Origin of the sequence: Geodermatophilus bullaregiensis, assembly GCF_016907675.1 — a bacterium.
Lineage (GTDB): Bacteria > Actinomycetota > Actinomycetes > Mycobacteriales > Geodermatophilaceae > Geodermatophilus > Geodermatophilus bullaregiensis.
Window position 1 is genome coordinate 2,660,210 of sequence record NZ_JAFBCJ010000001.1, and the last position, 19,008, is coordinate 2,679,217.

Sequence of the window (19,008 nt, forward strand, 5' to 3'; positions counted from 1 at the left end):
GGGTCCCGCCGTGAGCGTGCGAGGGGCGGGGGGCAGGGGGTCCTTCTAGGGTCGACCGGGTGGGCACGCGCGCGGGCATCGTCGTCACCGGCACCGAGGTCCTGACCGGCCGGGTCGCCGACCGCAACGGCCCCTGGCTCGCCGAGGAGCTGCGGCGGGCCGGCGTCGACGTCGGCACCGTCCTGGTGGTCGGCGACCGGCCCGAGGACGTGCGGGGGGCGCTGGAGTACCTCGCCGGCAGCGGGGTGGCGCTCGTGATCACCTCCGGCGGGCTGGGTCCCACCGCCGACGACCTCACCGCCGCGGTGGTGGGCGAGGTGCAGGGCCGCCCCCTCGACGTCGACCCGGGGCTGGAGCAGCGGGTCGCCGCCGTCGTCGAGCGGCTGATGTCGCGCCGCGGCTGGCGGGCCGACCCGGAGGCCACCGCGGCCGGCGTCCGCAAGCAGGCGATGGTCCCCGCCGGTGCCACGGTGCTCGAGCCGGTCGGGACCGCGCCGGGCCTCGTCGTCCCGCCCGCCGAGGGGCGCACCGGACCGGTGGTCGTGGTGCTCCCCGGGCCGCCGTCGGAGCTGCAGGGCATGTGGCCGGCCGCGCTGGCCGCCGAGGCGGTGCGCGGGGTGCTGGCGGGGGCCACCGAGCTGCGCCAGGAGACGATCCGGCTCTGGGGCACGCTGGAGGCCCAGCTGGCGGCCACCCTGCGCGCGCACGAGGACGGGCTGGACGGCCTGGAGGTCACGACCTGCCTGCGCGAGGGGGAGCTGGAGATCGTCACGCGCTTCGCGCCGGACGCCCAGCCCGCCTATGACCGGCTGGCCGCCGTCCTCGCCGAGGAGTTCGCCGCCACGCTGTTCTCCACCGGGCCAACGCTCGACGACCTGGTCGCCGGGGCGCTGGAGGACCGGGGGCTGACCATCGCCACCGCCGAGTCCTGCACCGGCGGGCTGCTCGTCGCCCGGCTGATCGAGCGGCCCGGTTCCTCCGCGTGGGTCCTCGGCGGGATCACCTCCTACGCCAACTCGGCCAAGGAGCAGCTCGTCGGCGTGCCGGGGGAGGTGCTGGCCGAGTTCGGTGCGGTGAGCCCCCAGGTGGCGCTGGCGCTGGCCGAGGGCGCGCGGGCGCGGTTCGGGACCGACGTCGGGGTCGGCATCACCGGCATCGCCGGTCCGGGCGGCGGGACGCCGGACAAGCCCGTGGGCACCGTGCACCTGTGCGTCGTCGGCCCGGACGGCCGGCAGGCCCGGTCGGTGCGGTTGCACGGCTCGCGGACGGCGGTGCGCGAGCGTTCCGTCGTCCTGGCGATGCACCTGCTGCGACAGCTGCTGCTCGGCGGCCCGCCGGCGTGAGGGTCCTGACCGTGCCGGCCCGGGAGCTGACGCCGTACGGCAGCACCGGCGCCTCGCTGGTGCGCGCAGCGCTGGTCGAGCAGCCGCAGGACGGCTTCGCCGTCGACGTCGTCCGCCTGGCGCCGGGCGGCACGCTCGGCCGGCACCCCACCCGGCTCTGGCAGCTGTTCCTCGCCGTGGAGGGCAGCGGCTGGGTGGCGGGGTCCGACGGCGCCGGCGTCGGCTCGGCACGGGGCAGGCGGCGCTGTGGGAGCCGGGGGAGGAGCACGCCTCCGGCACGGACGACGGGCTGCTCGCCGTGGTGCTGCAGTGCCGGGCCCCGCTGACCGCTGCCGAGGAGGCGCCGTGACCGTCCTGACCCTGCACGCCACCGGACCGGAGGCGCCGGGCGAGGTGTGGGAGCGCTACGCCCGGCCGGCGCGGTGGCCGACGTGGGCGCCGCAGATCCTCGGGGTGCAGGTGCCCGAGCCCCGGCTGACCGCCGGGCTGCAGGGGCGGGTGCGCGGGCCGGTGGGGCTGACGCTGCCGTTCGTCGTCGAGTCGGTGGACGAGGCGGCGCGGCGGTGGTCGTGGACGGTGTCGGCCGGACCGGTGCGTCTGCACCTCCTGCACTGGGTGACCGAGGGGCCGGACGGCGGCAGCACCACGGGGCTGCGGATCACCGGGCCGCTGCCCGTCGTGGTCGGTTACGCCCCGCTGGCCCAGCTCGCGATCGGCCGGCTGGTCCGCCCGCTGGACTAGCGGTCCCGCGGCAGCAGCCGCTCGTGCACGAGCACCCGGACGCCCCGCGGGGTGACGTCCTCGCGGTGGACGCGGAACCCGAGCCGGGCGGCGAGCCTCCTGCTGGGCGCGTTGCCGGGGTGGACGACCGCGGTGAGACGGTCGAGTCCGAGCCGGCCGGACGCGACGTCGAGCCAGGCCGTGGCGGCCTCGGCCGCGAGGCCCCGGCCCTGCGCGTGCCGGGCGAGGACGTAGCCGAGCTCGACCTCGTCCCACTGCGGCCACGGGTGCAGGCCGACGCGGCCGAGCAGCGCGCCCGAGGCCCGCTCCAGGACGGCGCTCTGACCCCACCCGTGCTCCTGCTAGACCGCCTCAAACCGGGCGACCTGGGCGGCGGTGCCCTCGGCGTCCAGGGCCGCCCCGCCGGTGTACCGGGCGACGTCGGGGTCCGCGTGGATGCGTGCCAGGGCCGTGGTGTGCCGCTGGACGAGGGGCTCGAGGACCAGCCGCTCGGTCTCCAGGCGCACGCGGGCACGGTAGTGCGGCGCCCGTGCGCTGGTCGGGGCCGGTCGTCCGGCTCCCTCCGCGACAGCCGCCGGAGATCTGTGGACACCGCTCTGAGCTGGGGATCCACCCCGCACGGGTCCTGCGGGTCCGATAGGCTTCGAACACTTGATCGAACCGGTGGGAGGTGACGTGGACGAGCTGGCCGCCGCGCTGGACGCGCTCGCCTCCGACGACCTGCCGGCGGTGTTCGGCCCGCAGCTTCTCGAGCGGCCGCGGGTCCTGCTGGCTGCGCAGAACCGGCTGGCGGCCGAGGTGGCCCGCACGGTGCGGCAGGCCGAGCTCGCCCAGGCCGCCGAGGTGGACGGGCTCCGGAGCGTGGCCTCGTGGCTGCGCGGGCACGGGCACCTGTCCGCGGGTGAGGCGGCGCGGGTGGTGGCCGTCGGGCGGGCGCTGGAGCAGCTGCCCGCCGTGGCGGCCGCGTGCGCCGCCGGGGCGGTGACCGCCGGGCAGGTCACCGAGATCGCGCGGATCGTGCAGCCGGATCATGCCGCCCGCGCCGCCGACCAGGGCGTCGACGTGGCCGAGGTCGACGCCGCGCTGGCGGTCGCGGCGAGCCTGCAGACCCATCAGGAGCTGGCCGGCACGGTGCGCGGCTATCTGGACCGGCTCGATCCCGACGGGCCCGAGCCCGACCCCACCGCGGGCCGCCGGCTGGTCATCGCCGAGTACGCCGACGGGTCGATCAGCGGCCGTTTCGACCTCGACGCCGCCGGTGCGGAGAAGTTCCAGGCCGCGATCGAGCCGTTCGTGCAGGCCGACCGCCCCGCCGGCGATGACCGCACCCGCATCCAGCGGCAGGGCGACGCGCTGGTGCAGCTGGCCGACAACGCTCTCGCGTCGGGGAGCCTGCCCACCCTGCGGGCACAAGCCGCAGATCGCCGTGGTCATCGACCTGGCGGACCTGGTCGACCCCGGCACCGGACCCGGCGCCGCCCGGATGGGCTTCGGCGCCACGATCTCCGCCGCCCGGGCGCGCTGGCTGGCCTGCGACGCCACCGTCTCCCGCGTCGTGATGGGCCCCGAGGGCGTCCCGCTGGACCTGGGCCGCGAGCAGCGCCTCGCCGACCGGCCGGCCCCTCCGCAGGGGCCCGCCGCGAGCTCGCGAGTGGCGGGGGGCGGAGGGGTCCTTTCACTGGTGGTGCGACGTGCACCACCTCGTCCACTGGCTCGACGGCGGCGAGACCAACCTGCAGAACTCCGCGCTGCTGTGCGAGCGGCACTACAGCAAGGTCCACCACGGCTTCCGCGTCGAACGACGACCCGACGGGCGATGGCGCACCTGGCGACCCGACGGCACCCAGATCCTCGTCGGCGCCGGCCTGCAACCGGCCGCTTGATCAGCCCACCGTCCTCACAGCCGACACTCGTGCCGTTCCACGTGGAACGGCACGGGGGCAGAGCTGCGCGCGGACGGGCACGAGGCCGGCAGCGGGTCCGGGCCAGTGGACACGGCGCCGTCGTACGGTGCGCGGCGTGGGTGCGACGCACGAGGTCACCAACCAGGTCCCGCCGCTGACCGGCTACGACCCGATCGCGGGGGACACCGCCCTGGCGGAGGCGTGCGTGCGGCACGCGAACGAGGCCACGCTCGCCTCGCTGGCCGGCCTCGGGGCGCTGGCCGGTAGCGAGCAGGCGCGGGAGTGGGGCCGGCTGGCCGACGAGAACCGCCCGGTGCTGCGCACGCACGACCGCTACGGCCACCGGGTCGACGAGGTCGAGTTCCACCCCGCCTGGCACGAGCTGATGACCGCCGCCTTCACGCACGGCCTGGCCGGCGCACCTTGGGCGGCCGCGGACGCCGGTGACCCGCACGCCCACGTCCGCCGTGCCGTCGGCTACCTCGGCTGGACGCAGGTCGAGGCCGGTCACGGCTGCCCGGTGACCATGACCTACGCCGCCGTCCCGGCCCTGCGGGCCGCTCCGGAACTGGCCGCCCGCTACGAGCCCGGGCTCACCGCGACCGCCTACGCGTCCGGCCTCACCGACCCGGCCGCCAAGCCCGGCCTCGTCGCCGGCATGGGCATGACTGAGAAGCAGGGCGGCTCCGACGTCCGCACCAACACCACCCGCGCCGTCGCACGCGCCGACGGCACCCACGCGCTCACCGGCCACAAGTGGTTCACCAGCGCCCCCATGAGCGACCTGTTCCTCGTCCTGGCGCAGCTCGACGAGGGCCTGTCCTGCTTCCTCGTCCCGAGGGTCCTGCCCGACGGCACCCGCAACGTCTTCCGGCTGCAGCGCCTCAAGGACAAGCTCGGCGACCGCGCCAACGCCTCCGGCGAGGTCGAGTTCGACGGCACCACCGGCTGGCTCGTCGGCGAGCCCGGCCGCGGCGTGCCGACGATCATCGAGATGGTCAACGCCACCCGGCTCGACTGCGTCGTCGGCTCGGCGGCCACCGTCCGCGCCGCGCTCACCCAGGCGATCCACCACGCCCGCCACCGCCGGGCCTTCGGCGCCCCGCTCGCCGACCAGCCCCTCATGCAGAACGTCCTCGCCGACCTCGCCGTCGAGAGCGAGGCGGCCACCGCGCTGGCCGTCCGGCTGGCCGCCGCGGTCGACGCCGGCGAGACGGCGTTCCTCCGGCCGGCCGGTGCCGCGGCCAAGTTCCTCGTCTGCAAGCGGACGCCGGCCGTCGTCGGCGAGGCCATGGAGGTGCTCGGCGGCAACGGCTACGTCGAGGAGTCCGGCCTGCCCCGTCTCTACCGGCAGGCGCCGCTCAACAGCATCTGGGAGGGCTCCGGCAACGTCATCGCCCTCGACGTCCTGCGGGCCCTCGGCCGCTCGAGCGAGTCCTTGGCCGCCGTCACGGCCGAGATCGAGCTGGCTCGTGGCGCGGACGCCCGTCTCGACGAGGCCGTGAAGCGCCTCGCCGCCGAGCTCGGCGACCCCGACGCGCTGCCGGTGCGCGCCCGCCGCGTGGCCGGCCTGCTCGCCCTGTGCCTGCAGGGCTCCCTCCTGGTGCGTCACGGTCCGCCCGAGGTGGCCGACGCCTTCTGCGCCACCCGTCTCGGCGGCGACTGGGGCACGGTCCTGGGCACCCTCCCGGCCGGCGTCCCCGCCGCCCGCATCGTCGGGCGCTCCACCGTCTCGGCTGACTGACCCCGGAAGGCTCCACTACTCTCGGGTAGGCGTCGCACACGGACCGACTTCCCACCCGTCCCGGTCCGGATGCCGGGGGCCGGCTGGACGGATCCCGGCTCGCGGCGACAGGGGGAGAGAGACGCGTGCACCGATCCGACCAGGCCGCCCTGCCGGCGCCGCCGGACCTGCTGACCGGGGTCCCCGACGCGGTCTGCCGCCTCGACGCCGACTGGCGCTTCACCTGGGTGAACACCGCTCTCGCCATGCTCCTCCAGCGGCCACCGGAGCGTCTGGTCGGCCGCCCGGTGCGCGACTGCTTCCCCGACGTCCTCGGCTCCGCACTGCAGAGACACGTGCACGCCGTCCTCGCCGACGGCCGGCCGCGCGCGTTCGAGTACCTCTACGAGCCGCACGACCGGTGGTTCGAGGTCCGCGCCTCCGCCGACGCGCACGGCGGCGTGGTGGTCTTCCTCCGCGACGTCGACTCCCGGCACCGCGCGCAGGCCGCGCAGGCGCGGGAGCTCAGGCAGACCGCCGCCGTCCTGGACGCCCTGCCCTCACCGACCGTGCTGCTCGACGAGGACGGGCGCATCCGCACCGCCAACCGCGTGTGGTCGGGCAACGCCGACCTCGTGCGGCGGAGCGGCTGGGAACCGGCGCAGGTGGGCGACGACTACCTGGCACGCGTCGCGCAGGGGCTGGCCCGCGACGACGCCGTGCGGATCGCCGACGGCCTGCACCAGCTGCGCACCGAGCCCTCCGGTGGGCCGCCGCGCACCTTCGCCCACGACTACGCCCACGACCTCGCCGGACAGACCACGTGGTGGCGGCTGCAGGCCGCGCGCGTGGAGGACACCGGGCAGCTCGTCGTCATCCACACCGACATCACCGAACGGGCCCTCGTCGAGCAGCGGCTGGCGTGGCAGGCCACCCACGACGACCTCACCGGCCTGCCCAACCGGGTGCGCCTGCTGGAACTCATCGGCGAGGCGCTGGCCGACGAGGACACCCGGACCGCGCTGCTCTTCCTCGACCTCGACGGCTTCAAGACCGTCAACGACTCGCTCGGGCACGCCGTCGGCGACGAGCTGCTGCGCCAGGTGGGCGCCCGCCTGACCACCCAGATCCGGCCCGGGGACGCCGTCGGCCGGCTCGGCGGTGACCAGTTCGTCGTCCTCGCCCGGTCCTGCGACACCCCGGAGGCGGCGTCGCTGGCCTTCCGGCTGCAGCGCTCCTTCGGCCGGCCGTTCACCGCCGGCGGCCTGTCGGTGCCGGTCTCGGCGAGCGTCGGCGTCGCCGTCGCCCAGCCGGGCCTGCGGCACGCCCACCAGCTGCTCAGCGACGCCGACGCCGCCGGGTACGCGGCCAAGGCGGCCGGCCGCGACCGGGTGCACCTCTTCTCGCCCGGCCTGCGCGACGCCGCGCGCTGGCGGATGGACGTCGCCACGCGCCTGCGGGACGGAGCCCTGGACCAGTTCGTCGTCCACTACCAGCCGGTGGTGCGGCTGGACACCGGCGCGATCGAGGGCGTGGAGGCCCTGCTGCGCTGGCAGCACCCCGAGCGGGGCCTGCTCGCGCCCGACGCGTTCCTCTCCGTGGCCGAGGAGACCGGCCAGCTCATCCCGATCACCCGCTGGCTGCTGCGCGAGACCACCCGCCAGGCCGCGGAGTGGGCCACGAAGGGACTGTCCCTGCGGATGGCGGTCAACATCAGCGCCCGCCACTTCTCCGCCGAGACGCTGGTGCGCGACGTCCGCACGGCGCTGCGCGAGTCGGGCCTGGCCCCGGAGCAGCTCATGCTCGAGCTCACCGAGACCACCGTGGCCGAGGACCCGACCCGCGCGGAGGACCAGCTCGCCGTGCTCCAGGGGTTCGGCGTCCGGGTGGCCATCGACGACTTCGGCACCGGGTGGTCCTCGCTGGCCCAGCTCATGGCGCTGCCGATCGGGACGCTGAAGATCGACCGCTCGCTGATCACCGCGGCCGAGCGGCTGGCCACCTCGGGCACCGGCGCGGTGCTCGGTGCCATCGTCGAGCTCGCGCACAGCCTGGGCATCCGGTCGGTCGCCGAGGGCGTGGAGACCGCCGAGCACCTGCGGATGGTCCGCGAGGCCGGCTGCGACCTCGCCCAGGGCTACCTGCTGGCCCGCCCGATGGCGTCGGGCGACGTCACCCGCTGGGCCGACCGGGTGCGGGCCGGCGGCGGGGACTCCTGCGCGCTCGCCCTGGCGGGCGAGCTGCGCTGAGGAGGCGCCGGTGACCGGGCCGGGACGTCGCCGGGCAGTCCGCCGGGCGACGTCGCCCGCCGGGCCGCCGGCGCCCCGCCCCACCGGGCCGCCGGCGCCCCCGTCCCCCGGCGCCGTGCCGGCTCCCGACCCCGCCCGCGGCGCCGACGCCGCTCCCGGCGTCCCTCCCGCCCTGGTCACGGGTGCGGCACCGACCGGGCAGACTGCCCCCGTGACCGAGAGCGGTGGTACGGCAGTCCTGGAGTCCCCCGACGACGAGCTCGGGCGCGGCCGGCCGGCGCTGGACCTGCTCATCTGGGACGCGCCCAACATCGACATGACCCTGTCGACGGTCATCGGCGCCCGCCCCACCGCCGCCTCCCGCCCCCGCTTCGACGCGATCGCCGCCTGGTTCGTCGACGGCGCCGGTGACCCCGGGGCACCGGACGCGCCCGAGGTCGAGGCGTGCGTGTTCGCCAACATCCCGCCCGTCGTGGGCTCGCTGCAGCGCTGGGTGGAGGCGCTGCGCGGCTTCGGGTTCGCCGTCTTCGCGCGGCCGAAGTCCCAGCCCGACGACGACATCGACCAGGCGATGCTCGACCACATCGAGGTGCGCGCGCACAGCCACCGGCTGCGGCGGCTGGTCGTCTTCTCCGGGGACGGCCGCAACTTCGCCGAGCCGCTGGAGGAGCTGGCGCGGTCGGGCACCCAGGTCGTCGTGGTGGCGTTCAGCGAGGTCGCCGGCTACGCGATCAGCTCGGACCTGCTGGAGTTCATCGACATCGAGGACGTGCCGGGGGCCTTCGCCGCGCCGCTGGACCGCGTGCGCCTCGACGCGCTGCCGCCCGAGGGCGCGTGGCTGCGGCCCACCCGGAGCCTGCGCGACTTCGTCACGTCCTGGACCGCCCGCCGCAACGCCTGACCCGGCGCGGGCGGCGGCGAGGGCGCCGGACGGGCGCGCGTCCAGCGTGCTCACCCCGACGGGGGAGCACGGCGACGGGGTGCTCACCCCGGGCACGCCCGGTGCCGATGGGGTGCCGTGTCCGCCTCCGCCCCGCACCGCGAGCCCGCCGGCCCGCGCCGCGCGCCGTCCGTGCGCGCCGGCCGGGCGGGCAGCCGGTCCGCGCGGACCGGTCGCCGGGAGGGCGGGCCGTCCGACCCTCTCGACCGCCGGGCGAGCGACCGTCCCGGGCCGGCCGTGGCCGCCGACGACCCCGAGGTGGTCGCCGAGCTGACCCGCCGCGCCCGCTCGTCGGGGATCGTGCTCGCGGTGACGGCGATGCTCGTGCTGCCGGCCTGGGCGCCCCTCGACCTCTACCTCGAGCCCGACCTCGCCGGGACCTTCATCACCCTCCGGCTGCTCGGCGTCCTGCCCATGGCCCTGGCCCTCTGGCTCCTCGTGCGGCGGCCGCTGGGCCGGCGCCGGCCGGAGCTCGTCACGACGGTCCTGGTGCTCGGCGTCGTCCAGGCCGCCGTGCTGTGGATGCTGCCGCAGGTCGAGCACCCGACCGCCTACGCGCTCGGACTCGCCCCCGCCCTCTTCGGCATCGGCGGCGTGCTCGCCGGCCGGGCCCAGTGGACCCTGGGGCTGAGTGTGTTCACCTGGGCGGGGCTGGTCGCCGCCGCGCTCGTCGCCGGCGACGACCTGCCCGGTGACGAGCTGGTCACCGTCGCCGCGCACCTGGCCACCGCCACCGCGATCGCCGTCGTCACCCACGGCGTCCGCCAGAAGCTGTCGTTGCGCGAGGTCCGCGGCACCGTGAGCCTGCACCGCGAGCAGGAGCGCACGCGCCGGCTGCTGGCCCGCCTCGAGCGCCTCTCGGAGGAGGACCCGCTCACCGGCCTGGCCAACCGCCGCCGCTGGGACGCCGAGCTCGACGCCGCCTGCGCCGCCGCACGCCGGTCGGGGCAGCCGGTCGCCGTCGTCCTGGTCGACCTCGACCGGTTCAAGCAGGTCAACGACCGCCACGGCCACGCCGGCGGCGACGCCGCCCTGCGCGCGGTGGCCGACCTGCTGCGCGCCGCGGTCCGCAGCGGGGACGTCGTCGCGCGGCTGGGCGGTGACGAGCTCGCCGTCCTGCTGCCCGGCGGCCCCGAGGAGCGCGCCGTCGAACTCGCCGAGCGGGTCCGGCTGGCCACCCTCGCCCTCGAGCTGCCCGGCTTCGACCCGGGCGAGCTGACCGTCTCCCTCGGGGTCGCGGCGGCCGCCGGTGAGGACGCCGCACCCGCCGTCCTCACCGTCCGCGCCGACAGCTGCCTCTACGCCGCCAAGGGGACCCGCAACGCCGTCGGCACCGCCGCCCGCCTCCCCGCCCCGGCCTGACGGCGACGCGCCCGGACGCCGGTGTCCGCACCCGCCGGCCGGGGAAGGAGCGCACCGACGGCGACGACGGCGAGGAGGGACCATGGCGGTCTGCGAGGTCTGCGGCAACGACTACGAGATGAGCTTCGAGGTGGTGGCGCAGGGCGCCCGGCACACCTTCGACAGCTTCGAGTGCGCCATCCACCGCATGGCCCCGATCTGCGAGCACTGCGGGGTGAAGGTCGTCGGCCACGGCGTCGTGGTCGAGGGCACGTTCTACTGCTGCGCGCACTGCGCCCGCGCCGAGCACGACGGGGCGCCGGTCGCCGACAAGGCGTGAGGGCCGGCGGTGGCCGGCCTCCCGCGGGCTCGGTCGCCGCCCGGTCAGTCCCGGGGCGCCTCGGGTGCGCGCGGGGCAGGCACCTGGTCGCTGAAGCCCTCGATCGGCTCCAGCCCCGAGGGCAGCCGCGACCACACGTGCTTGCGGCCCGGCCGGCGCTCCCAGCCGTAGTCGACCGACAGCTGCGCCACCAGGTGCAGGCCCATGCCGCCGAGGGAGGGGTCCCGGTCGACGGCGGGCACCGGCGGCCGCTCGGGTGCCTCGTCGCTGAGGTCGAGCAGCCAGCCGGCCGGGCTGGCCACCACGAGTGCCCGGACGTCGCCGCCGCCGTGCCGCAGCGCGTTGGACGCGAGCTCCTCGAACACCAGCAGCAGCCCGTCGCGGGCGTCGTCGGTCGACGACGAGCTCACCGAGGGGTGGGCGATCCGGGCGCGCAGGTCCGAGCGCACCCGGGAGACGACGTGCATGGCCTCCAGCTGCCAGTGCCAGACGTCGCCGGCCACCGACGGCACGGGGGCGTGCGGCCACGTCTCCTGGCCCATCCGTCACCCCTCGCGTCTGCTCCGCGGTCGTCGAACCGGGTCCATCCTGACCGAAACCTCCAACGGCCGCAGCGGCGGTACCGTCCTGCCCTCCCGGACCGCCCTCCCGCGCCGCCCTCCCGTGCGCGGCCCGGCGGCGGGCACAATGCAGTCGTGGAAGCCCTCTGGCGTGCGCTGAGCCGGCTGCAGCTGGCCGACCGGGAGCTGGGGGACGTCCTGGACGAGGTCACCCGGCTGGCCAACGAGCACGTGCCCGGCGCGGAGTCGACGTCGATCACCCTGGTGCGCGGCGACGTCGCGGTCACCGCGGCGCACGTCGGCGAGATGTCCCTGGCCGCCGACGAGCTGCAGTACGAGCGCGGCTACGGGCCCTGCCTCGACGCCGGCCGGGCCGGTGTGCAGCTGCGCGTGGACGAGATGCGCACCGAGACGCGCTGGCCCGACTACGCCGCCCGGGTCCTCGACGTCGGCGTCCTGAGCTCGCTGTCGACCCCGCTGCCCTACCAGGGCAGCTCGATCGGGGCGCTCAACATCTACTCCACCCGTCCGGCCGCCTTCGCCTCCGAGGGGTCGGCCGAGGCGGCCCGCGAGGTCGCCGAGGCGGTCGGGGTCGCCGTCGCCAACGCCGACGCGCACGCCAAGCTCGGCGAGCACGCCCGCAACATGCAGCTGGCGATGGAGTCGCGGGCGGTCATCGAGCAGGCCAAGGGCGTGCTGATGGCCCAGCGGCGGGTCGACGCCGACGCCGCCTTCGACCTCCTGCGCGACGCCTCGCAGCGCTACAACCGCAAGCTGCGCGACATCGCCGCCGGCATCGTCTCCTCGACCCACCAGCCGCGCTAGGACCGCTCCCGGGGGCGTCAGCCCACCCGGGCGGCCAGGTCGGCGAGCCGGCTGACCAGGAACTCGACGGCGGCCGGGCTGTCCACGCGCTCGGCGACGTCGACGGCCGTCGGGGCGGCCGACACCGACCGCCGGTCGACCAGCGTCTGCCCGCGCCCCGCGCCGCGGGTGGTGTCGACGACGACGTCGCGGCGCACGGTGCCCAGCGTCCCGGGCACGATCGCCTCGATGAGCGCCAGCGCGTCGTGGACGACGACACCGGTGGTCCCGTACGACGTCCGGGCGTGGTCGAGGTACTGCTGCAGGATCGCCGCCGCGGCCTCCCCGACCGGCCCGGCCGCGGCGAAGCGGGCGACGCCGTCCTCGTCGAGCACCGTGGGCAGCGTGACGTCGAGGCCGACGAGCACCGTGGGCACCGTCGAGCCGAGGACCCGCGCGGCGGCCTCCGGGTCGGCCCAGACGTTGAACTCCGCGGCCGCGGTCACGTTGCCGCCGCGGCCGGCCGACCCGCCCATGAGCACCAGCCGGTCGATCCGCTCCGCCGCCTCGGGATAGGTGGCCAGCAGGAGCGCGACGTTCGTCCACGGGCCGATCGCGGCCACGGTCACCGGCGTCTCGGAGGCCAGGAGCAGCTCGGCGAGGACGACCACGGCCGGCCGCGGGTCGACGCCGGCCGGCGAGGGCGGCAGCTGCACCCCGCCGAGCCCGGCGGTCCCGTGCACGTGCCCGGCCCGCTCGGGCTGCGGGTAGACCAGCGACTCGGCGGCGCCGGCGGCCACCGGGACGTCGCAGCGGCCGGCCAGGTGCAGCACCCGCAGCGCGTTCTCCGTCGTCTGCGGCAGCTCGACGTTGCCGTGCACGGTGGTGACCAGGCGCAGGTCCACCTCCGGGCTGGCCAGCGCCAGCAGGATCGCCAGCGCGTCGTCGATGCCGGGGTCGGTGTCGATCACCAGGGGTCGCGGGGGAGACGGGGCCACCGCGTCATCCCAGCAGACCGCTCCGGCACGCCGCCGTCGCCCGCCCGGCTCAGCCGACCCGGACGTCGTCCCGCCGGCGGGCCTCCGCCCGGCGGCGCGGCACCGCGGTGACCAGGTACAGCACCACGCCGACGGCCAGCAGGAGCCCGGCCAGGCCCCAGGTGAGCGCCGTCTGCTGCCACAGCAGCAGGAAGCAGGAGGCGATGGCCAGGACGGGGACGACGGCGGGCACGCGGAAGTGGTCGGCCTCGACGCGGTCGCGGCGCAGCACCAGCACCGCGGTGTTGGTGCTGAGGAACACGAACAGCAGCAGGAGCACCACGGTGTTGGCCAGGGTGGCCAGGTCGCCGACCAGGGTCAGGCCCATGGCCACCAGCGTGGTGACGGCGATGGCCACCCAGGGCGTGCGCCGCTGCGGCAGCACGCGCCCGAGGACGGCGGGCAGCAGCCGCTGCTCGGCCAGGCCGTACGCCATGCGGCTGGCCATGATCATCGTGAGCAGGGCGCCGTTGGCGACGGCGATCAGGGCGACCGCGCTGAACAGCCGGTCGGGGACGCCGGCATCGGCGGCCCGCACGACCTCCAGGAGCGGCCCGCTCGAGCCGGCCAGCTCCGACGGGGGCAGCACCACGGCGGCGGCGAGCCCGACGAGCACGTACACCACCCCTGCGGTGAGCAGCGACCCGAACAGTGCCCGCGGGTACACCCGCCGCACGTCGCGGACCTCCTCTGCCACGTTGGCCGAGGTCTCGAACCCGACGAAGGAGTAGTAGGCCAGCAGCGCCGCCGAGAGCACCGCCGTGGCCGCCGACACCCCGGGCGGGAACTCCAGCGCCCGGCCGGGGTCGCCGTCGCCCCGGCCGAGGACGACCGCGCCGAGGACGACGACGAGCACCAGCCCCGAGGTCTCCACCAGCGTCATCACCAGGTTCGCGCGCAGCGACTCGCGGATCCCGCGGGCGTTGAGCAGCGCCACCAGCAGCAGGAACACCACCGCGGCCGGGGCGGCGGGCACGTCGAGGAAGACGCCCAGGTAGTCACCGGCGAAGGCCAGCGCCAGGCCGGCCGCGCTGGTGACGCCCGCGGCGAGCATGCAGAAGCCGACGAGGAAGGCCACCAGCGGGGACCGGAACGCCCGCTCGGCGAAGACCGCGGACCCGCCGGCGCGCGGGTACTTGGTGACCAGCTCGGCGTAGGAGCCCGCCGTCAGCAGGGCCAGCACCAGCGCGGCCAGCAGCGGCACCCAGATGGCGCCGCCGACCTCGCCGGCCACCTCCCCGACCAGGGCGTACACGCCGGCACCGAGGACGTCGCCGAGGATGAACAGGTAGAGCAGCGGGCCGGTGACGGCGCGGCGCAGCTTGGTGTCGGGGTCGGCCGTGCCGGGCGTCGTCCCGGTCGGTGTGCCGGTCGTCGCGCCGGTCGCGCGCCCTGCTGGCTGGTCGGTCACCCGTCGAGTCTGGGCAGTGCCGCAGGAGCCCGCCAACCGGGACGGCGGGCGGCGCAGGACGGCTCCGCACCCCGGTGACGACGTCACCCCGTCCCGACACGCGGGCGCGCCGGGACGTGTCGCGGGCTGACCGGAGGTCGCCGGAGGGCGTTCCACGCTCGGGGGGCACGGGCTTGTCGACAAGTGCTCGCCGGCAGCGCCGGGTCACCGAAGCCCTGGTCAGAGGCCTGCAACGGTTGCGTCACGGGCCCGCGGAGGAGTGTCGGGGAGCGCCGTCCGGAGGCGCCGTCGTCCCTATCTTTCTCCTCGTCCGCGGCACCTTCCCCGGCCGCGGACACAGACCCCAGGAGGACGGCATGGCGATCGACCGGGCACCCGCTCCGTCGTCGGCGGCCCTGCCCGACGACCTGACGCTGGCCGGCCTGCTCGGACTCCTCGACGGGGCCGACGAGCTGCCGCGCCGGCGGCGTCCCCGCCGGGCGGTCGTGACCCGCTCGCCGGGCGCGCCCGGCGCGCTGCGGCCGCTGCCGGTGGCCCGCCCGGTGCCGGCCCCGCGGCCCCGGCCGGCGGCTCCCGCCGTGGCCACGGCGGGCACGGCACCGGACCGCGGTGCGGAGCTGCCCGTCCCGGGCTCGCGGCTGCGGGCACGGCTGCGGGCGGCCACCCGGCGCCTGGCGATGTGGGGCGCCGGCCCCGACGGCGCGCACGCGGCCTGGCCGACGGCGCCGGTCGTCGTGCCCCCGGCGCGGCCCGGCGTGCTGCGCCGCCTCGCGCTCTGGGGCGCCGGTCCCGGCGGCGCGCACCTCGCCTGGGGCCGCCCGGCCCGCCCGGCGCCGGCGGCTCCCGCCGCGAACGGCCCGGTCGTGCTCACCGAGCTGCCCAACACCCCCACGGTCCGGCCCGCGGCGTCTTCCCCCGCCGCGGCGCTGTCCCCGGCCGGCGTCGCCCGGCCGGTGCTCCCCGTCCGCACGGGCGGGTCCGGCCCCGGGCTGGCCCCCGCCGGCTGGCCGGTCCGCCCCGCGGCTCCCCGCGGCGGCACCGGCCCGCCCGCCCGGGCGGGATCGGCCCGGGCCCGGGGCGACCCGGTACCGGTCGCGGCCCGGGGCTCTCCCCGGCCGCCACCCGCCCCCCACTGACCCGCAGCGCGCCCCCTCCGCGGGGACGCCGTCCGACGCCTCGCCGACGAGGTCGACGGGCCCGGCCGCCACGTCCCCACGGTGGCCGGGACCGCCGTCCGGTCCGTGCGCAGCTCCACCTCCCGGCCGCTCGCGGCCGCCCACTGGCCCTCCCCACGGCACACCGCCGCTAACAGACCCCTCCGCACGACGATCTCGCCTCGACCCTCCGCCGGCCGTCCTCCCGAAGGACGGCGTGCGGTCCCTCCCGGGAGGCGCAGACGGACGGCGCGGCGCGGTCGGCCGGCAGCGCCCGCCGCCGACGGGAGGCGACCCCCAGGCCCTGCCGGTGCCCGGGGAGGGAACCCCCTCCCGGGTCTCCGACCGAGCACGACCTGGCCAGACCGGGCGCCGAGGGATTGGTGCCGGCCCTCCGGGCCGAGCCGAGGTGCAGCGCGCAGTCGACCGGCCGCGGTCCACCAGGCCCGGCGCCGCCGGCACCGCCGACGACGGTGCGTCCCGCTCCCGCGGGCGCCGCGTGTCACGACCCTCGACGGGCGCTCCCGACGAGCCCGCTCCGGCACCGCCACCGGAGCCGGGCCGCGGGGGCGCCCGTCCGGCGTCCCCGCGCCGCGCACCCGGCTCGCCGGGCCGTGGTCCCGCGCGTCGGTGACCGGCTGTCGTCTCCGGCACACCAGGTGGAACCGCACCCCCGGACGTGAGAGAAAGGACCCCGACCCGTTGCCCCGCACGAGAGGGACCAGCCCCGCGTGATCCTCCCCGAGCAGCGACCGCGGTCGCCGGGGACGGCTCCCGACGGCCGGCTGCCGGCCCTGACCGACGCCGAGGTCAGCCGGCTGCGGGTCGAGCTGGCCATCGACGCCGCCGGCATCGGCAGCTTCGACTGGGACCTCCTGACCGGCGAGCTGAACTGGGACGACCAGCTGCTGGCCATCTTCGGCTACGGGCCCGGCGAGTTCGGCGGGACGATCGAGGCCTTCGCCGCGCGCCTCCACCCGGAGGACCGCGCGCGCACGATGCAGGCCCTGCAGGACGCCGTCGACACCTGCGGTGAGTACTCCGCCGAGTTCCGGGTCGTGCTGCCCTCGGGCGAGCTCCGCTGGGTGCAGGGCCGCGGCCGCGCCCTGGCCGACGACCGCGGCGCGCCGGTGCGGCTGCTCGGCGCGGGCATCGACATGACCCGGGTGCGCGGCGACGACGCCCGCGTGGCCCGGGTGCTCGAGACCATGCGCTCGGCCTTCTTCGCCCTCGACCCGGACTGGCGCTTCACCTACGTCAACGCCGAGGCCGAGCGGGTCCTGCGCCGCTCGCGGGAGGAGATGCTCGGCGGCGTCGTGTGGGAGCTGTTCCCGGCCGCCGTCGGCACGGACTTCGAGGTCCACTACCGCGGCGCGGTCGAGACCGGCCAGGAGCGGGTCTTCGAGGCCCACTACCCGCCGCCGCTGGACGCCTGGTACGAGGTCCGCGCCTGGCCCGGCCCCGACGGGCTGTCGGTCTACTTCCTCGACGTCACCGAGCGCCGCGGCGCCGAGCAGCGTGCCCGGGACAGCGCCGCCCGGCTGGCGCTGCTCGCCGAGGTGAGCGCGCTGATGTCGGCCTCGCTGGGGTCGGCCGCGGCGGAGGAGGCCGCACTGCAGCGGGTCGCCGAGGCCGTCGTCCCGGTGCTCGGCGACTGGGTGATCATGACGCTGTCGAACGGCCAGGACGGCCGGATGCTCGACGTCGCCGGCTGGCACCGCGACCCCGCGCTGCGCCCGGCCGCCGCCACCTACGCGAGTCTGCGGCTGGCCTCGGTCCCCCCGGACGCGCCGGTGCTGCGGGCGCTGGAGTCGGGGCAGCTGCTCACCGTGCCCGACGTCCGTGCGGTCATCCGGCCGACCCTGCCCGAGGGTGAGGTGCGGGAGGCCTTCGACGCCCTGGCGCCCCGCTCGGCGGTGACCCTGCCGCTGCTGGCCCGCGGGCGGACGCTGGGCGCACTGAGCCTCTACCGCGGGGACGACCGGCCGGCCGCGGACGCCGACGAGGTCGCGGCCGCCCGCGAGGTCGCCGACCGCGTCGCGCTGGCCCTGGACAACGCCCGGCTGTTCGACCAGCAGCGCCGGCTGGCCGAGGCCCTGCAGCGCAGCATGCTCACCGCGCCGCCGCAGCCCGACGACGCCGAGATCGTCGTCCGCTACCAGCCGGCGGTGCAGGCGGCCCAGGTCGGCGGCGACTGGTACGACGCGTTCCTGCAGCCCGACGGCGCGACGGTGCTGGTGATCGGCGACGTCGTCGGCCACGACACCGAGGCGGCCGCGGCGATGGGGCAGCTGCGCGGCATGCTGCGCGGCATCGCCTACCGCGGCGACGTCCCGCCGGCCGCGGTCCTCGGCGAGCTCGACGCGGCCGTCGACGCGCTGGGCATGCCCACCATGGCGACGGCGGTGGTGGCCCGGGTCGAGCAGACGCCGGAGCAGCGCGCGGCCGGCCTGACGACGCTGCGGTGGTCGAACGCCGGGCACCCGGCGCCGCTGCTGCTCACCCCGGAGGGCGCCGTGCAGACGCTGGGCGGCGGGCGCGGGGAGCTGATGCTCGGCGTGGACCCGGACGCCCGGCGGACGTCGTCGGCCGTGGAGGTGCGCCGCGGCTCGACGCTGCTGCTCTACACCGACGGGCTGGTCGAGGGCCGCGACCTGCTGCTCGACGACGGCACCGACCGGCTGCGGACGGCGCTGGCCGAGCTCGCCGACCTCCCGCTGGAGCGGCTCTGCGACGCGCTGGTCACCCGCCTGCGCCCCGAGGGTCTGCAGGACGACGTGGCGCTGGTCGCCATCCGCCTCCACCCGCACTAGGAGGACCACCCTCCCCCACGCCTCGCAGGCCCGGCGCGGGCCCCTGGAGGGTGGCCGTCCCAGCACCTCACCACGGGGCCGCCGTCAGTGGCGGGGGAGGACCGCCCAGACGGTCTTGGCGTCGCCGTGGACGTACCAGCCGTGCGCCGTGGACAGCTCGGCGATGAGGTGGAGACCCAGGCCGCCCTCGCTGGGGTCCCGGTCCACCGCCGGCGTCGGCGGGGTGCTGCTGTCCCCGTCGGAGACGGCGACCAGGAAGGCGTCCCCGGTGCGGCGGACGGCGGCCTGCACCCGGCCGCCGCCGTGGCGCAGCGCGTTGGAGGCCATCTCGTCGAGCACCAGCAGCAGCCGGTCGCGCAGGTCGGCGGGCCCGCCGGCCTCGAGGCAGCGGCGCACCTCGGCACGGACCCGGGGCAGCTCGGCGACGTGGGAGAGGTGCCACACCAGGCCGTCGTGCGCGGGGGGAGGGGACGCCGCGGGCCAGCCGAGCCCAGCGGATCCGCGCACCACCCCGTGTCTCCTCGCCCGTCGAGTCCCCGGTCCGGGGTGGATGTCGAACACCTGCGTATGACTCGGCACGGGCTGCCCCAAACATGACTGCGAGCCGGGTCACAGGACCGGCGGCCGCGACGCGTCGTCACGGCGCCG

17 protein-coding genes and 2 pseudogenes are annotated in these 19,008 nt (G+C 77.1%); 13 read left to right on the top strand and 6 right to left on the bottom strand.

Annotated features, from left to right (window positions below):
* Window positions 1–59 precede the first annotated feature (59 nt).
* Genes JOD57_RS12525 through JOD57_RS12535 form a run of 3 tightly spaced genes read left to right on the top strand, consistent with a single transcriptional unit; the run spans window position 60 to window position 2,084 of the window.
* On the top strand, window positions 60–1,343 hold the full coding sequence (locus JOD57_RS12525; protein ID WP_204692325.1) for a competence/damage-inducible protein A: 1,284 nt from the start codon (window positions 60–62) through the stop codon (window positions 1,341–1,343).
* The gene (locus tag JOD57_RS12530) at window positions 1,340–1,669 is read left to right on the top strand and encodes a hypothetical protein (RefSeq protein ID WP_204692326.1); all 330 of its coding nucleotides are present in this window, start codon (window positions 1,340–1,342) and stop codon (window positions 1,667–1,669) included. Before JOD57_RS12525 ends, JOD57_RS12530 begins: the two co-directional genes overlap by 4 nt.
* Window positions 1,670–1,688: 19 nt before the next feature.
* Window positions 1,689–2,084 (top strand): SRPBCC family protein, encoded by a 396-nt coding sequence (locus JOD57_RS12535; protein ID WP_204692327.1) that lies wholly within the window; start codon window positions 1,689–1,691, stop codon window positions 2,082–2,084.
* Here the strand turns inward: JOD57_RS12535 and JOD57_RS27280 are convergent.
* Window positions 2,081–2,410: pseudogene (locus JOD57_RS27280) on the bottom strand (GNAT family N-acetyltransferase); the annotation flags it as partial. The gene JOD57_RS12535 and the pseudogene JOD57_RS27280 overlap by 4 nt on opposite strands.
* Window positions 2,411–2,425: 15 nt before the next feature.
* Complete coding sequence (locus JOD57_RS12545) at window positions 2,426–2,590, bottom strand: GNAT family N-acetyltransferase (RefSeq protein WP_204692328.1); 165 nt, start codon at window positions 2,588–2,590, stop codon at window positions 2,426–2,428.
* A 304-nt stretch (window positions 2,591–2,894) separates the two neighbouring features.
* On the opposite strand from JOD57_RS12545, the pseudogene JOD57_RS26875 reads away from it, so the two are divergent.
* From JOD57_RS26875 to JOD57_RS12575, 7 genes and pseudogenes are all read left to right on the top strand, one after another.
* A pseudogene (locus JOD57_RS26875) lies at window positions 2,895–3,437 on the top strand (DUF222 domain-containing protein); the annotation flags it as partial.
* 338 nt (window positions 3,438–3,775) lie between these two features.
* Complete coding sequence (locus tag JOD57_RS26880) at window positions 3,776–3,967, top strand: HNH endonuclease family protein (protein ID WP_239573222.1); 192 nt, start codon at window positions 3,776–3,778, stop codon at window positions 3,965–3,967.
* 136 nt (window positions 3,968–4,103) lie between these two features.
* Window positions 4,104–5,732: an acyl-CoA dehydrogenase family protein gene (locus JOD57_RS26885; RefSeq protein ID WP_204692329.1), complete on the top strand. Its 1,629-nt coding sequence runs from the start codon at window positions 4,104–4,106 to the stop codon at window positions 5,730–5,732.
* A 125-nt stretch (window positions 5,733–5,857) separates the two neighbouring features.
* A complete protein-coding gene (locus tag JOD57_RS12560; RefSeq protein ID WP_307824646.1) occupies window positions 5,858–7,960 on the top strand; it encodes a putative bifunctional diguanylate cyclase/phosphodiesterase in 2,103 nt (700 codons plus the stop codon).
* 211 nt (window positions 7,961–8,171) lie between these two features.
* Complete coding sequence (locus JOD57_RS12565) at window positions 8,172–8,861, top strand: NYN domain-containing protein (RefSeq protein WP_307824647.1); 690 nt, start codon at window positions 8,172–8,174, stop codon at window positions 8,859–8,861.
* Between the two features lie 276 nt (window positions 8,862–9,137).
* Window positions 9,138–10,262, top strand: coding sequence for a GGDEF domain-containing protein (locus tag JOD57_RS12570; protein WP_307824648.1), 1,125 nt, complete (start codon window positions 9,138–9,140; stop codon window positions 10,260–10,262).
* Between the two features lie 82 nt (window positions 10,263–10,344).
* Entirely contained in the window at window positions 10,345–10,581 is a 237-nt protein-coding gene (locus JOD57_RS12575) for a metallothionein (protein ID WP_204692331.1), read from the top strand.
* 44 nt (window positions 10,582–10,625) lie between these two features.
* On the opposite strand, the gene JOD57_RS12580 is transcribed toward JOD57_RS12575, so the two are convergent.
* Complete coding sequence (locus tag JOD57_RS12580) at window positions 10,626–11,123, bottom strand: ATP-binding protein (RefSeq protein ID WP_204692332.1); 498 nt, start codon at window positions 11,121–11,123, stop codon at window positions 10,626–10,628.
* A gap of 153 nt (window positions 11,124–11,276) precedes the next feature.
* Between JOD57_RS12580 and JOD57_RS12585 the strand changes: the two genes are divergently transcribed.
* On the top strand, window positions 11,277–11,966 hold the full coding sequence (locus JOD57_RS12585; RefSeq protein ID WP_204692333.1) for a GAF and ANTAR domain-containing protein: 690 nt from the start codon (window positions 11,277–11,279) through the stop codon (window positions 11,964–11,966).
* A 17-nt stretch (window positions 11,967–11,983) separates the two neighbouring features.
* Here the strand turns inward: JOD57_RS12585 and JOD57_RS12590 are convergent, their stop codons facing one another.
* Window positions 11,984–12,943, bottom strand: a complete 960-nt coding sequence (locus tag JOD57_RS12590) for a nucleoside hydrolase (RefSeq protein ID WP_204692334.1) — start codon at window positions 12,941–12,943, stop codon at window positions 11,984–11,986.
* Between the two features lie 49 nt (window positions 12,944–12,992).
* Window positions 12,993–14,393, bottom strand: a complete 1,401-nt coding sequence (locus tag JOD57_RS12595; RefSeq protein WP_204692335.1) for an APC family permease — start codon at window positions 14,391–14,393, stop codon at window positions 12,993–12,995.
* A gap of 356 nt (window positions 14,394–14,749) precedes the next feature.
* Between JOD57_RS12595 and JOD57_RS12600 the strand changes: the two genes are divergently transcribed.
* Both JOD57_RS12600 and JOD57_RS12605 read left to right on the top strand, forming a co-directional pair.
* Complete coding sequence (locus JOD57_RS12600) at window positions 14,750–15,529, top strand: hypothetical protein (protein WP_204692336.1); 780 nt, start codon at window positions 14,750–14,752, stop codon at window positions 15,527–15,529.
* Between the two features lie 749 nt (window positions 15,530–16,278).
* Window positions 16,279–18,360: a SpoIIE family protein phosphatase gene (locus tag JOD57_RS12605; protein ID WP_307824649.1), complete on the top strand. Its 2,082-nt coding sequence runs from the start codon at window positions 16,279–16,281 to the stop codon at window positions 18,358–18,360.
* Window positions 18,361–18,444: 84 nt separating this feature from the next.
* Here JOD57_RS12605 and JOD57_RS12610 read toward each other — a convergent pair whose 3' ends face one another.
* A complete protein-coding gene (locus JOD57_RS12610) occupies window positions 18,445–18,867 on the bottom strand; it encodes an ATP-binding protein (RefSeq protein ID WP_307824650.1) in 423 nt (140 codons plus the stop codon).
* Window positions 18,868–19,008: the final 141 nt, after the last annotated feature.